Source organism: Anaerovirgula multivorans, assembly GCF_900188145.1.
Lineage (GTDB): Bacteria > Bacillota > Clostridia > Peptostreptococcales > Natronincolaceae > Anaerovirgula > Anaerovirgula multivorans.
Genome location: NZ_FZOJ01000006.1, coordinates 111,372 through 124,563, shown reverse-complemented (window position 1 = coordinate 124,563; position 13,192 = coordinate 111,372). Strand labels below are relative to the sequence as shown.

Here is a 13,192-nt window from a genome sequence, read left to right as displayed (position 1 = left end):
CTTTCTTATTAATACATACCCGACTAGCCACTAAAAATTAAGGAAAAATTTAGCAGTCGGATAACTTCATTAACAAGTATAAGGCACCAAATAGAATTGCTACAGCAAAAATAAGCTGAATTAAGTCCACAAAACTTGTCAAAAATAGATTAAGGTCTCTTTTTTACAAAGAGACACTTAGTAAGTTGTTTAAGACTATAGAAAATGAGTTTAGTATCATCATCAGACATATAAATACAACAAAAAGAAATAACAACATGCTGCTCACCTACCTGCCGATTTAATTATATCATCTATCATATCATCATCCACTAGTTCTGAAGCTTTTACAAGGGAAGATAATACACCTTTTAAGTTATCGAAATGTACGAACATTAGAATGTCTAGAATATCTTCTTCTCCAATCTTCTCTGCTTTAACAAGTGTAAGCAGAGCAATTACTATTTCGTATCCCTCGCTTTCCCCCGCCATAAATTTGTCTCTTAAATGCTTTTTCAAAGTCTCCAAGAATAACCACCTCCCCTCTGTATATCGGTTTAACCACATAATATAGCAAGAGGGGAGGGGTTGTCAATAAATAAACTTCGACAGATATATTTTAGCTACTCGTGTACTTAATCGAATTATATATTTCTTCTTTAGTTACTCCTAGTGCCACACATAGTTGATCTACCCCTATATTAAAACTAAGATTTTGGTCAGCTACTTCGTAAGACATGATTACATTATCTGAATCATAGCTGAAGGAGCTGCTATGATCCAAGGCTACACGCACCCACAAGCATACATGGTTGCGAGCAGTTTCAGCTAAACCACTCTCTGCTAACTCAGAAGGTATGAACTTGCCCAATAGCTCTCTAAAAATAGCTACATAAGTTCCTAGGGCGGGGAGATTGAGAGCAAGTCTCATTTTATCAGCCTCTAACATATATGTCCTATAAACAAGTGAATTTTTATTACTCCCATATTTGATTTCAACGTTAGCCTCAAAATCTTTAAGCCTCTTGTAACCTTCATAAACACAACCACTGGAAAAGACAATGTTAGGCTGACCTTCGCTGTCCTCATAGAACTCTACTACACGATGTCCATTGAAGTTACTAAGAACTGAGCTGTATAGTTTCCTTTCTTCAATACAATGGGGTATAAGCAAATCACTAAACTTAGTCACCTCACTACCACTCCTTTTGTAAAAGCCTAAACTTGCATACTGCACCATACCGCTACCGATGCTATAACAAGTCTCTTCCTTGTGTATTCCCCAGCTAGCATGCAATGTTAAGCTACTACCAGACAACCATTTATAACCTCTTCTATCTAAATCTTCTAGTAGTCGTATAGCTTGTTGCTCTGTCTCACAGTGTATTATCATACCTTTTTTAATATTCAGCTCATCCTCCCACCCTTCAAATTCATATATCTTGAAACCATTACGTTCAAAATAAAGGTCGTCAGAATAACACAATTGCTTACCTTCCACGAAGTAGCATGTTTGGCTACCGTACTTATCCCAGTTGCTCTCACCAACTAACGAATCATGTGAAGCCCATCTATACCCTTTGCTGTGCAGCTTGGCTAAAAACTCTGTAGCCAAGTCTAGTGTTTTACACCTAATAACATCCTTTTTCCCTAGCTTTTGTAGTTGCTCAATTGTTTTTATTCTCAACTCTTCCTCCCACCCTTCAAATTCGTGTATCTCGTAATCCTCACTTTCGTAGTAACTGTAGCGACCATAGTATACTTTGCCTTTGTAGATACTGTAGCATGTGTTTTTACCGTATATATTCCACCTGTCACTTAGTAAGGTGTCAAAGCCAGATAACTCAAGCTTGTTTAAAAATTTATCAGATAGTTCTTTTGTTTTGCAATGTACAGCCATTTTTTTACCCTCTAGATCAGAAATTTTCATACTCTTTCCCCCAATCCGAGGCTTATAGACAAAGCCTCATTTACTTTCAACATCGTCTCACCATCTATATGGCCAATTTTTTCCTTTAGCCTCTTTTTATCTAGTGTTCTAACTTGTTCCAGTAATATGACAGAATCCTTTGTTAAACCATATTCTAGAGCATTAACCTCTACGTGTGTTGGTAACTTTGCTTTGTCAATCACGGATGTAATGGCTGTAATGATGACCGTTAGGCTATGCTTGTTCCCTACGTTATTTTGCACTACTAGAACAGGTCTTGTACCTCCTTGCTCAGACCCTACTGCTGGACTTAAATCTGCATAATAAATATCGCCCCTTCGCATATGCCCCCTCCTTTAATATTCGTCCCTAGCCCAAGCCGCCCAGTATGTATTAAATCGTCCTTGGGTAGTTATGCGGAATACTATCTCGCTGTATTTGTCTGACAGTTTGTCAAACATCTTTCTAGTACCTCCCTTATTATTACTTACCTGAACAATTGCAAAAAGTTAAGACCCCACCCAAATTTTATGGGTGGGGGTAGGTGAACTATATAACGTTTATATCTAGCGAATAAGTTCCGTCAAGAAGATCTATCATTTTCTCAGCTACTATTCGCTGTGTGGTAGAACTCTGTACTTTTATATCCAGACATGCCCAGTCAGCACCAACATTACCTATGGAAGCTACTGTTACATATACACCGTTAGGCATTAATAAAATTAACGTGCTATTATCACTTACATCAATTAATTTATGTGCTCCTTCGTTATAAGTAGGCAGTCCTTTTTCCACAGCTTCTGCTTTTGACATTGCAATCACTGTTTAACACCTCCTTATAATTTTGAAACTGGGGTAGGGGAGAAGTATAAGTCTCTTTCGATTCGTGGTGCTCCCATGAAATCAATGCTTTCTAATTCATTTAACGCAAAGTAGCCATATTCTCTTTCAAAACCATGTACCAATCCAAAGAATAGATAATCGCCATTTTCCTGTTCTTCGCCCTCAATGACATACCACGTCCACGAACTGTAGGGGTCAAAGAACTTAACGACTGCAACCTTTTCCTCAACTTCCTCAGTGGAGTAGAGGGGCAGGATAAGTTTTCTAATTTCTTCTGTAAGTAATTTCAATTTAAACACCTTCCTTCAACAGTTTTATTACTAATCTCTCGGCTTGCTCGGTATCACAACAATTGACTTCTACCCATATGCCATCTACATTAAATGATAGTATATGGTCTCTAATATCAATCTTTGTTATCATGCTATTCTTCTCCCTCTCAAACAATCTAGGCACAATACTTCAGCCATCTCTCCTACATTATGCTCATTTTCAAACAGGCAGCTAAAACATATATACTTGTCACAATTCTCACACTGATAAATGTTTCCTCTTATGTCATTACCCCTGTCCCATGTAAATTCGTGTTTACAACTGTGGCAAGTAAAGGTAGTAATTTCTTTCTTATCCATCTTTACCTCCTCCTTCCAAAATACCAGTCATCACAGTAATGTCCTTGTCCTATTCCTTCAAACTCCCATCGCACTTGACAGCTACTAGCTACGGATAAATTAGAACACAGGTCGTCAAATATGTCTCTAGCAGTATCCATATAATATGAACCTGTGTCATACCTAAAACCTTCAATTTCTTCATATGGAACATCTTGCTTTTTTAGTTTAATTATTCCTACATAACTCATCTAACTCCCTCCTTACTTCTCCCCCGCCCATATAGAAGGGTAGGGGGCAGTTTATTTAATTGCCTCAAGTGCTCATTGTACATAACGTCGAATAATATAGAGTCAATTCTTCTTAGCCAGCTTCCGTATCTTTTACCTCTAATTCGCCCGCCATTATTATACTTTTCTGACTCAGGCACGCCGAAATCATTGAGGTATCTCTCATATTGTGCTCTAGTCTTTTTCATACTTATCCTCCTCTTTCTATCTCCACAGAAGGGTAGGGGAGAGGCTAATCAGTCATCCTGTTACTGAATTCAAAATCAATATAGTAGCATTCCCCATCTTTCTCTGATTCACCTGTTGTGAAATCAAGTCTAAGCAAGTCAAATGCGCTAACTAGTGTATAATAACAATCTAAATCTTCTGTAAGTACCATGCTACCGTCAACACATACCGTATCAGAGCCATCTTCTTTTTCAGATAATTGGATAAGCTGTAGTATGTCTCATATTCCGCTTAACTAAAAGTGGAAAATATGGAATTTAAATGCAAAATATTTCCAAAAAGGATTTTTGAGTTTTATGTCGAATACCCTCAATAAGAATATAATCTAGGAGGGTTTATGATGGTTGATCCTAATATTGTTGAAACATATGAGAATTACTAAATAGTAGGGTGGGGGAGGGGCAGCCTATTTGACTGCCTTAATCTCCATAGTAAAACCCTTTTCTTTATCAATACCATTCTGAGCGAGGGTGGACTTAGGTATATAAATAGTACCTACTTTGGCATAACCTTCTTCCTCTACCTCTGCAAATCTTACTGTGTTCTTAGTTTCTTTCTCCATTTCAAATTTAACTTTTAACATGTTATTTTTCCTCCTTCATCAATTTTCCAAGTCTACTAATACAGTGTGTACATACACTGATCCCATCTAGTTCAATCTCAGTTGATGTATTGCAGAATACACAATAATTATGTTCTGTGTACTTCTTAAGCAAAATACCCTCAGTTGTGTGTATTATTTCCAGCGGGTCACCTTCCTTAATTTTATTTGCCCTACGTATTTCCTTTGGGATTACCACTCTACCTAAATCATCAACTCTTCTAACTATTCCTGTTATTGTCAACACTCCGCCCCCTTTAGTTTAATTACTGAATTAAATAGGTCACCTACCCACTCAAAATCAAATGAAGTATTGCAAGCTGTGCACATTACATCAGTATGTTTATCGCCATAAAAGCTACTGCTGTCAAAATCAACAAAACCGTCGTCGTAAATCCTGTTTGTAAAGGAGCCGATTACTTCTTCTATATACCTTAACTCCCCACCACACTTAGGGCATATCATTAAACCACCTCCTGAATACTCAAACTGTAGCTTGTTAAGTCACAACGTATGTCGTTTACTTACTCTCTTGGTTTTTTTCCACCGTTCCACCACCAATACGGATTTCCTAGCATTTATATCACCTCCAGTTCACCATCTTCAAAGTCAAGATAGTAATTTGCCCGATTAGTGCAGCCTTTCACACCACAGTATTCTGAACCAATGCCGTCTAACTTAGACCATGAAATTTTATGCTTACGTACACAGGGGATGCATACTGATGTATAGTCATTGACATCCCCGCTCTCTTTCTTTAAAACTGCGTCATCAAATATAATACCCTTACACTTGTACAACACTATTATCACCCTCCTAAAACCAACTCGCTAATGTTGGATATTACCTTTAGTAGCTTCATCAACTATTAGTCTTGCGTCCTTATAGCTAGCCATCATAAAGGTATGATGGTGTCTAGATTTTATAGCCTGAGATAATATCTCCCTTGTAACTCGCCGAACATTATCTCTGTCGTACATTTCACCATATCGTCTAGCACAATCGGTGTACAACTCACAAAAGTAAGGCTCATTTTCTTTTGCTTTTATAATAGCTATGGTGGCTGACTTAGGCGTAAAATACCCTAAGCTCTCTGCTATTAGATGGGATACTATTCTTGGATACTTCTTTAAGATATCTTCAGGTTTCATCGGCATACCTCCTACCACCCCATATCAATTTAAATGTACATTTCACCAGCACAATCAAAATGATCCTCTATGACCTTAACAATTTGCTCCCTTTTTGCATCTCCGCCACCCTCAAGGTATAATCTTTCTATTCTTCCGTATGTTAAATATCTATAAAGCACTTCCGCTACATCAATGTGTAGGTAATCTACTAAATTAGTACGCCCAAACAATCTAACTCTCTCATTTAACATACTATTATCCCTCCTTTGGAAATCTCCAACATCTTTTTTCTTTTGACCAATCACACCTCGTTATGCCGTCTATGTCATCCCAACAGGTGGAGCAGGGGAGAATGGGTTGATCACAGTTCGGACAACGTGAGGGCGTATCGGCAGGTATCTCTACCTCACGCTCACAGCAACTACAGTATTCATACGTAGTGTTTTCTCCATCTACAACTTCAATTAAGTCTACTAGTAACTCTTTTAATTGTTCAAATGTGTGAACTGACATAATATCATGCTTAAGTCTCTCAAGCTTATTCATGCCACCTCAGCCCCCTCGCTTTGTATAGCGGTATCCAATGCTTGTACCCCGCCCCGTCAATCCCTAATAAAATTCCTACTTCATCGCACTCATAGATTCTAACGCCTAAGTCTGATACAGTCTGGAGATTATCTACAACCCACTCTTCGTCCAGAGAACTTTGTGGATTCCACATCCACCCCCACATAGGTAGCCATGCGTCATAATAAACCTCCATAGCATATTCATCTACTAAACTAACTGAACCATCAGATGTAGTAACTTTGTATTTACCTGTATCGCTGTCATAACCAGTAATTTCAGCTTCACTGTTTAAGCTAAATACATGAACGTAATCTCCTATAGCTGGCTTTGTTAGCTCGTAAAAGCTGTCTATGTCATTCTTATAAGCTTTTTCAATAAGTGCATAGGGAATAGCATTGAACTCACCCACACATGCTTTTGTAGCTTCTTCAATAGTTTTATACTTCATCATCATCCTCCTCCACCCTGAATGTAAAGTCTTTTCCGTATGCCATTTTGTACTCATCAAGTAAGTAATTTAACTCACAGTCGTCTTTTGCATAATCACAGTGTTCCCATGCACCGTTCTTGTATCTTGTAAGTATTTGGTATTTCATCGCACCACCCCTCCCACAGCTTTGTCGAGCAGTTCATGAACTGCTTAAATTTTCTTTTATATCCTGTATACTGTAGTAGCCATGACAGCTATCTACATATTCTAGTACTACGTGTCCACAACAATTACACTTAATCTTTTCGCTGAGCTCATAACCATAAATATCACCACGTAAGTACTTGTCATATGTCTCGACTTCTTCCTCTAGTATTTCAGCAGCTTGGTAGGACATTACTTCTATAATTTCATCATTACGTACTATTTTTATGTTCTTGGAACTTCTAGCTGAGGGTATTTTATTCCAGTCAAAGTCTACAGCGTAGCTATCTTTATACACACTAACTACTTGCCCCCACCACTCGGAATCTGCTGTTTTAATTCGCTCACCTATGGCTGGGTGGCGGGAGGAATCAGTATTAAAAAGCTCATCCTCAGTGTATCCAGTTTCTTCTCTAAAGCGTTCTTTAGTACAGAATATCCACCCAACCTGTACGCTATCCCACTGACAAGAGAAGGGGGAGGAGGACATCGTAATTCCGCTATGGTCATATAAGTAAAGCGGCAGTATAACGGCATATTCACTAATAATGCTTAGTAGTTCAGCGTCGGTAGCGTACTCAGTAAGCTCCTCAGCAGCATAATTCAAAGCAAGCTCTCTAGCTAAAGTTAGGTTCTTAGTAGAGCACCTAGTATACTTTAGGCTAACGTCAATTACATCATATTTATTGCCTCTCTGTTCTACCTTAAATAAGCCACTAACACTTGTGGGTTCTGCTAGTTGTTCAACCTGTAATAGTTCTCTAACAAAGCTTTCTAAAAAAGCTCTGTGGTCGTAGTAATTATGCTTATCACCTAAAACATGTCTACTGTGCCAACAAAACATAGTACCCAAGTTGTCCCACTCTCTGGGGCTTTCCGCATCGTCATAACGTTCTATTCTCAAAATGTAATTTTCATTCTCAGCTTTCATTCCGCATCGCTCCCCAACCATTCAATTTTAGTTAGTTTATCACGATAAAACCTTAAAATGTCTAGTATATAATCGGTTACTGCTAAGGTGTCTAGTTCAGGTAAAGTAGTATGCACTACAGCACCATTGTTTAGATATAGCTTCATTCCAACCTGCCTCCTTATTTATAAATTCTCTTTACAGCTTCTTTCTTACTTCTTGCTGCACTGCGGTGAACAAAAGTAGGGTAGGGGCAGGATAGCTTAAGCTTTTTAGGCTCTCTATTGTCTTTAGGCTTGGCCCTCGCCCGCAATTCCTTATGCTTATCTTCTAGACCAAATTCCCTCATATACACTCTAAGCGTCTGAGGGGTGAGTATGATACCCACCATAGATAACTCATCTAGAATGCTATCCACGCTAAGGTGTAGATGCATCTCTATTAAAGATTTAAGATCATTACCCAACGCTATCACCACCCAAGGTGTAGTCAAAGATAAGTGCATAACCGCTATTAGGTAGGTCGCAACGTATCATGTTCTCTGACTCTATTGGATTCTGTAGTGCTGTGATAACAGCTAACTGAATGCCTTTGTAGCCATATGTTTCTGCTGATAAATCAAGCTTGAAGTAATCGAGAGGTTGCATTATCTCAAAAACCCATTCTTTCGTCCGTCTTACTTTGAAGTTTGTTTCATGTATTGCTCCTGCTCCGCCATAGCCGCATAGCTCGAATAACTGGAGGTTGGTGGAGGTAAAGCTGAGTATATATCCAATGTCTTTTACTACGGTTTGTCCATGCTCAATTATGTTAGTGACCTCATCTGGTGTGAGTACGAAAGACTTTATGAACTCACCTCTATGAAATACTACTAAACCTTGGTTTAACGGAACACTTCCTTTGTCTCTATACACGTAAGACACTAGAACAAGTTCACCCAACATACCTGTATGGCTGTTTAGTACATTCTTCACTTCAATAATCACCTACACCGCCCCCTTACGTTTACATAACTTCTTTGATTTTTTCTTTTTGGGTGCTTTATATTGTACTACTGGTTTGTAGAGAGTTTTAATATCATGGTAGTTTCTTATAAAGTGGCTAAGCCAATTTATAATACCTGCTACCTCGCTTAGCACCACATACTCTTTTTCTGTATGAGCATCATGGTAACCAGCAGACACATTTACAGCTTCTGGAACAACATTTTTTAAGTACATGGTATCTGATATACTTCCATCCATTACCTGAACGCTTATACCCGCATCAACACCTCTCATTGCAAGTTGTGAAGCAAAATTATTACTACAACTTTTACTGCCCAACTGTGACCATAAAAGATTATCACCACCCTTACGATCTATCACGAGAGCATACAGGATGTCTTTAAACCACTTTTTATTTTTAACCGCATGTCTCACACCAACGCAGCCCTCTTCCTCTTGCACAGTGAATAGGATTTTGAAGGGTTGGCGGGGGAGAAGCCTAGCCAGCTCAAGGGCTATAAATATACCACACTTATCATCACCACCAAGAACCCTCTCACCTGAACCTGTTAAAACCCCATAAGATTCAGTGATGCAAAAATTGTCAGCCATATCCACATCTTCGGGCATGAGATAGTCGAGTTCTGCTATTTCTAGTATATACGCAGCTTCACCGGTAACCTCAAAGTGTTCACACAAAAGAGGATTAAGAAGTTTACAGTAATTGTAGTTGACACAGTCTCCGCAGGTTAAACCGTAACTCATTAAGTTTTCGTAATAACTGGCATCATAGATATTGTCATTTTGCCCATAAAACCAACCATAACCTTGTATGTCTACTATATCCATATGTGCATTAAGTAGTGGATAAGGACCTTTTCCTCTAGTAGCAAATACGTTCCCAATAGCATCTTGGTGGGCGGTGAAACCTAAACTCTCTAGTTCATCTAATATAACGGGTACTACCAGCTCTTCTTTACCTGACACTGAGCTAATCTGCAATAAGTCTTTCAATAACTGTTTTCTCATCTATGCCACCCCTTCGTTTGTACAATTTTTGCATACAAAGTAACCATCAGATACTGGATACTTACTACCGCACGAACTGTAAACTGATACACAGTCTTCACAGTAGTATTCATATTCTAATTCAACTGCATCATTGTAACTGACAGCTTCACCACAATTTGCACAGTAAGTGTGGTGTTCATCAAAACAGCTACGGCAGTAATAATCACCGTTGTATTCTTCCATGTGCTCGGTATATGCCCACTCCCCACAACCTTCACACTGACAACCTCTTACGTTAGCGTGGTACTCACAGTAGTAGTAGCCTTCTATCTCAATTGCATTATTGATTTCTACAGGCTCCCCGCAATATTGGCAACTAACATATCTATCATTAAAGCAGTAACTGCAATATATGTTACCACCTACTTCGTACCTGTCATCACTATCTGTGGAATCCCCACATTCACAACAATAAACAGCTTCTATGATTCCGTCTATGTTATCATCGTAGTCATAATCCATTCTACAACCGTTTAAATAGTACAATGTACCAGATGTAATAGCTACGTTATCAAGGAACAATGCGCCACCCGACTTATTTGAGTAGTTATTCAAGTTTTCACTATCTTGGTAATCAAATTCTTCTGTATTGCAGGATTCTTCTTTTACATCAAAACCTGACTTGGTTAATGCCTCAAACCAGTCACGTCTCCTTTCGTAACATTTAGAAGGGTATACCCTTTCTAAGAAGAGACTACTGTTTCCGCATATCTCATCAAGCCAAACATGGGATCTTTCTGAATAACCGATAAAATCGAAGTCTGTGCCGGGAACATTAAGTGTCCTACCATTTTTTATGAATAATATACCTCGGTTTGTAATTCTTCCCATGTTCAAACAAGCAGAACCTGATGAATGACAACCAGATCTGTCAACATGAATTTCATCTGAGGCTAGCTCCATTTCAAGTGACCAGCATGAGTCAAATCTTGTGGGGTTATCCCCTTGATTACCCGAAGAAGTAATCAAGTCTAGCGGGTTAATAGAAAGCCACATCTCAGTACCCTTTTTTATAGCGTTCTGAAAGTGGTCGTAGGCAACATAGAAGTTACCTATTTCTAGGCTCTTTTTCTTCTCACTTAGATCTACTAACTCAAGACTGTTTGAAAAAGTGAGCCCTTCTTTTCTTAGCTTCTTAATTTCTTTTCTTAACTCTGAATACTCAGGACATGTTTCCTTTTCCCATATTGCCTGTATTTGTGCAAGTATCTTTGACAGTCTCATATGCTTGTCCTCACCGCCCGCCGTACTACATAGGTACACTTCGCTGTTCGCAACAAGGCGAGTGGTACCGCAGTTAAACCTTTTAAGGGCTATGTCAAAGTAATTTGGTAGCTTCAACTCATTCTTGTTCTCCCATATCTTTATCGCATTAAAAAAGCTTTCACTCAATACAAAGTTGTACAACTCTTCTGCCAACGCTGTATCATCTACCTGTATGTTACCTACACTTGCCCGCCCAAACCTATCAAACTCAAGGAAGGGAAACAGTCTCAGCCACTCTTTCTTTTTCTCCTCTGTGATATGTAGGTACTTATCTACCTTAGCTGCATTGATTCTAACCATCTAACATTCCTCCTTTACTATACTTACTGGGTACTCAGCAAAAAGTTAAGGGCTAATAAATTAGCCCATACAAAAAGACCACTTGTTAGTGGTCTAATATTTTTACATCGATGTATTTCACGCCAAACGACATAGCCTCACTATAGGTGTCCATAAATACATCTATAGCGTAGCCATCATACTGTCTCAGAGCACCTCCTGTATCCTCTGCGGTGACCTCACCATACCCAGGGACTAATAATCTTGAACCATATGGAATCTTTTTTGGGTCTACTGCCGCCACCCCAATACGCGGGCGGGTGCCAGTAGCAGTTACGCTCGGGTCACCACTAGAATTAATACCATTCCTGTCATCGTAAGGAGAATAAGCAGTAACCTTTGCTCTAAAAGTCCTAAGCTTTTCATTTTCTACTTTAAGTTCTACCACTTCAGCTTCAAGTGCCTCAGTATAGAGTAATGCTTGTGTAAGAGATATCTGTAGATCACTATTTGCAGTTCGTAGTTCTTCTACCTGCAGGTTTAAATCATTAAATTCGTCACCTAGCATGTGAAGCAGGAACGCTATTACGCCTATCATAAGTAGGACAGATACATTACTGGCTACTCTGTATCTATCTATGAGTTTAACTCTTACACTACTCTCCACTAACACCCACCCCTACTACTAGCTTTTTAAAATTTAGCGGGGGGCGTAAGCTTAATACTGACCTGACTATATCAGCAGTAGGTACTGACAAAACAATAGCTAGCGTGTCTAAGCTAATGCTCACTTCGTAGTATTTACTGTATGGAGTATGTGATGAACATGCCACTGCAGGTACCTCCATAGTCACACACAAGAGGTATTCTGTTTTATCATAAGAGAAAATATCTAAATTGTTGTCCTTTACCGCCACGTATGCAAGTTCAAGCCAGAATATATCAGTATCTGTCAGGCGGGCGGGGCCCATGTTATCAGCAACATTCTGTGCATTATCCTTTAGGATATCTATTATACTAATAGGTTGCCCCTTAAATTCAACTATCTTACAATTGTGTCTTTCATATAGGCTCCTGCCTCCCCACGTTACTGCCTTACTGATGATGTCAACCCTATAGCAACTACTGCCACCACACCATAAGTGATGGTCCAAGTTCTCACCAGACAACCATGTGTAACCTAAGTTATCTAAGCTAGATAGAAGGGTAATGGCGTATGATTCATTTGTGCAATTGAATACCACAGCACCATTTACCTCATGATCTTTTAACAAACCTTCAACATATTTTCTCAAGAATACCACTCCCTAAATTTATTTTAACTATGCTACCTAACCAATAGCCTCACAATTAGGTAAGGTGACATGACCAGCATAGCAATTAATATAGCACCCATTAGACATCTTCCAGTGTATATTCTGTGACTACTTTGACAGGTTTAGGTACAACCACATTTCCTTTAATAATAACGACATGATTGTCGTCCCCCCACATAAAGCTACCAGCATATATGTCTGGTAGATAATCCAAAAACTCCATGTCTGCCCCATAATACGACTCACCTTGCTCATCTGTTCTCAGTCTTTCCAGCAATGTTTTCTCATCCACACTGTCGATACATACGCCGTCTGCATTATTTTGTATTACAAAGTATCTAGACATTTCTCCGCCCCCTCATAGTTTTCAATAAGCTCAATACTATGTATGAACTCTAACTCACTTTGTACGAGCTCTTTGAGCTGTTTATCTCCACATGTAGTTACTCCGTTGTAATATATAACTCTCCATTGTCTTTTCACACATTAACACCTCCTATACTTATATACCTTACAGACCAGCAGAAGTTAAGTGGGTTTTTAGA

Annotated in this window: 28 protein-coding genes; all 28 read right to left on the bottom strand. The window is 38.9% G+C overall.

The genetic code is table 11. From position 1 onward, the window contains the following. Nucleotides 1-264: 264 nt before the first annotated feature. Nucleotides 265-507, bottom strand: coding sequence for a hypothetical protein (locus CHB72_RS08165; protein WP_089282394.1), 243 nt, complete (start codon nt 505-507; stop codon nt 265-267). Between the two features lie 91 nt (nt 508-598). After that, on the bottom strand, nt 599-1,909 hold the full coding sequence (locus tag CHB72_RS08160) for a hypothetical protein (protein ID WP_089282393.1): 1,311 nt from the start codon (nt 1,907-1,909) through the stop codon (nt 599-601). Continuing rightward, nucleotides 1,906-2,253, bottom strand: coding sequence for a type II toxin-antitoxin system PemK/MazF family toxin (locus tag CHB72_RS08155; protein ID WP_089282392.1), 348 nt, complete (start codon nt 2,251-2,253; stop codon nt 1,906-1,908). Before CHB72_RS08155 ends, CHB72_RS08160 begins: the two co-directional genes overlap by 4 nt. A gap of 205 nt (nt 2,254-2,458) precedes the next feature. Beyond that, a complete protein-coding gene (locus tag CHB72_RS08150; protein ID WP_089282391.1) occupies nt 2,459-2,731 on the bottom strand; it encodes a hypothetical protein in 273 nt (90 codons plus the stop codon). A gap of 14 nt (nt 2,732-2,745) precedes the next feature. Then, nucleotides 2,746-3,042, bottom strand: coding sequence for a DUF2958 domain-containing protein (locus CHB72_RS08145; protein WP_089282390.1), 297 nt, complete (start codon nt 3,040-3,042; stop codon nt 2,746-2,748). A gap of 1 nt (nt 3,043) precedes the next feature. Next, entirely contained in the window at nt 3,044-3,175 is a 132-nt protein-coding gene (locus CHB72_RS27730) for a hypothetical protein (protein ID WP_278277821.1), read from the bottom strand. Beyond that, nucleotides 3,172-3,384 carry a hypothetical protein gene (locus tag CHB72_RS08140; protein WP_089282389.1) on the bottom strand — a complete coding sequence of 71 codons (213 nt, stop codon included), beginning with the start codon at nt 3,382-3,384 and terminating at the stop codon, nt 3,172-3,174. The genes CHB72_RS27730 and CHB72_RS08140 overlap by 4 nt, the downstream gene beginning before the upstream one ends. Before the next feature lie 2 nt (nt 3,385-3,386). After that, a complete protein-coding gene (locus CHB72_RS08135) occupies nt 3,387-3,614 on the bottom strand; it encodes a hypothetical protein (protein WP_089282388.1) in 228 nt (75 codons plus the stop codon). Beyond that, nucleotides 3,611-3,841, bottom strand: a complete 231-nt coding sequence (locus CHB72_RS08130) for a hypothetical protein (RefSeq protein ID WP_089282387.1) — start codon at nt 3,839-3,841, stop codon at nt 3,611-3,613. Before CHB72_RS08130 ends, CHB72_RS08135 begins: the two co-directional genes overlap by 4 nt. 446 nt (nt 3,842-4,287) lie before the next feature. Then, nucleotides 4,288-4,464, bottom strand: a complete 177-nt coding sequence (locus CHB72_RS26445; RefSeq protein ID WP_176431249.1) for a hypothetical protein — start codon at nt 4,462-4,464, stop codon at nt 4,288-4,290. 1 nt (nt 4,465) lies between these two features. Next, on the bottom strand, nt 4,466-4,726 hold the full coding sequence (locus CHB72_RS28455) for an AbrB/MazE/SpoVT family DNA-binding domain-containing protein (protein ID WP_089282386.1): 261 nt from the start codon (nt 4,724-4,726) through the stop codon (nt 4,466-4,468). Further along, nucleotides 4,723-4,947: a hypothetical protein gene (locus CHB72_RS08120; protein WP_089282385.1), complete on the bottom strand. Its 225-nt coding sequence runs from the start codon at nt 4,945-4,947 to the stop codon at nt 4,723-4,725. The genes CHB72_RS28455 and CHB72_RS08120 overlap by 4 nt, the downstream gene beginning before the upstream one ends. Before the next feature lie 113 nt (nt 4,948-5,060). After that, nucleotides 5,061-5,285 carry a hypothetical protein gene (locus CHB72_RS08115; RefSeq protein ID WP_089282384.1) on the bottom strand — a complete coding sequence of 75 codons (225 nt, stop codon included), beginning with the start codon at nt 5,283-5,285 and terminating at the stop codon, nt 5,061-5,063. A gap of 27 nt (nt 5,286-5,312) precedes the next feature. Then, the gene (locus CHB72_RS08110; protein ID WP_089282383.1) at nt 5,313-5,633 is read right to left on the bottom strand and encodes a hypothetical protein; all 321 of its coding nucleotides are present in this window, start codon (nt 5,631-5,633) and stop codon (nt 5,313-5,315) included. Between the two features lie 29 nt (nt 5,634-5,662). Next, entirely contained in the window at nt 5,663-5,866 is a 204-nt protein-coding gene (locus tag CHB72_RS08105) for a hypothetical protein (protein WP_089282382.1), read from the bottom strand. Nucleotides 5,867-5,870: 4 nt separating this feature from the next. After that, nucleotides 5,871-6,161: a hypothetical protein gene (locus tag CHB72_RS08100; RefSeq protein ID WP_089282381.1), complete on the bottom strand. Its 291-nt coding sequence runs from the start codon at nt 6,159-6,161 to the stop codon at nt 5,871-5,873. Beyond that, nucleotides 6,154-6,633, bottom strand: a complete 480-nt coding sequence (locus tag CHB72_RS08095) for a hypothetical protein (RefSeq protein ID WP_089282380.1) — start codon at nt 6,631-6,633, stop codon at nt 6,154-6,156. The genes CHB72_RS08100 and CHB72_RS08095 overlap by 8 nt, the downstream gene beginning before the upstream one ends. Further along, nucleotides 6,623-6,781 (bottom strand): hypothetical protein, encoded by a 159-nt coding sequence (locus CHB72_RS26440; RefSeq protein ID WP_176431272.1) that lies wholly within the window; start codon nt 6,779-6,781, stop codon nt 6,623-6,625. Before CHB72_RS26440 ends, CHB72_RS08095 begins: the two co-directional genes overlap by 11 nt. 33 nt (nt 6,782-6,814) lie before the next feature. Then, entirely contained in the window at nt 6,815-7,750 is a 936-nt protein-coding gene (locus tag CHB72_RS08090; RefSeq protein ID WP_089282379.1) for a hypothetical protein, read from the bottom strand. Next, the gene (locus CHB72_RS26435) at nt 7,747-7,896 is read right to left on the bottom strand and encodes a hypothetical protein (protein ID WP_176431271.1); all 150 of its coding nucleotides are present in this window, start codon (nt 7,894-7,896) and stop codon (nt 7,747-7,749) included. The genes CHB72_RS08090 and CHB72_RS26435 overlap by 4 nt, the downstream gene beginning before the upstream one ends. A 14-nt stretch (nt 7,897-7,910) precedes the next feature. Next, entirely contained in the window at nt 7,911-8,195 is a 285-nt protein-coding gene (locus CHB72_RS08085) for a hypothetical protein (protein WP_089282378.1), read from the bottom strand. Next, the gene (locus CHB72_RS08080) at nt 8,188-8,652 is read right to left on the bottom strand and encodes a hypothetical protein (RefSeq protein WP_141131366.1); all 465 of its coding nucleotides are present in this window, start codon (nt 8,650-8,652) and stop codon (nt 8,188-8,190) included. The genes CHB72_RS08085 and CHB72_RS08080 overlap by 8 nt, the downstream gene beginning before the upstream one ends. A gap of 63 nt (nt 8,653-8,715) precedes the next feature. Then, complete coding sequence (locus CHB72_RS08075) at nt 8,716-9,744, bottom strand: hypothetical protein (RefSeq protein WP_089282376.1); 1,029 nt, start codon at nt 9,742-9,744, stop codon at nt 8,716-8,718. Continuing rightward, entirely contained in the window at nt 9,745-11,352 is a 1,608-nt protein-coding gene (locus CHB72_RS08070; protein ID WP_089282375.1) for a hypothetical protein, read from the bottom strand. It lies immediately after the preceding gene. Nucleotides 11,353-11,437: 85 nt separating this feature from the next. Then, nucleotides 11,438-12,004, bottom strand: a complete 567-nt coding sequence (locus CHB72_RS08065) for a 3D domain-containing protein (protein ID WP_207652523.1) — start codon at nt 12,002-12,004, stop codon at nt 11,438-11,440. Beyond that, entirely contained in the window at nt 11,988-12,575 is a 588-nt protein-coding gene (locus CHB72_RS08060) for a hypothetical protein (protein WP_207652522.1), read from the bottom strand. Before CHB72_RS08060 ends, CHB72_RS08065 begins: the two co-directional genes overlap by 17 nt. A gap of 151 nt (nt 12,576-12,726) precedes the next feature. Further along, on the bottom strand, nt 12,727-12,993 hold the full coding sequence (locus tag CHB72_RS08055; protein WP_089282372.1) for a hypothetical protein: 267 nt from the start codon (nt 12,991-12,993) through the stop codon (nt 12,727-12,729). Then, complete coding sequence (locus CHB72_RS26430; protein WP_176431269.1) at nt 12,975-13,130, bottom strand: hypothetical protein; 156 nt, start codon at nt 13,128-13,130, stop codon at nt 12,975-12,977. Before CHB72_RS26430 ends, CHB72_RS08055 begins: the two co-directional genes overlap by 19 nt. Nucleotides 13,131-13,192: the final 62 nt, after the last annotated feature.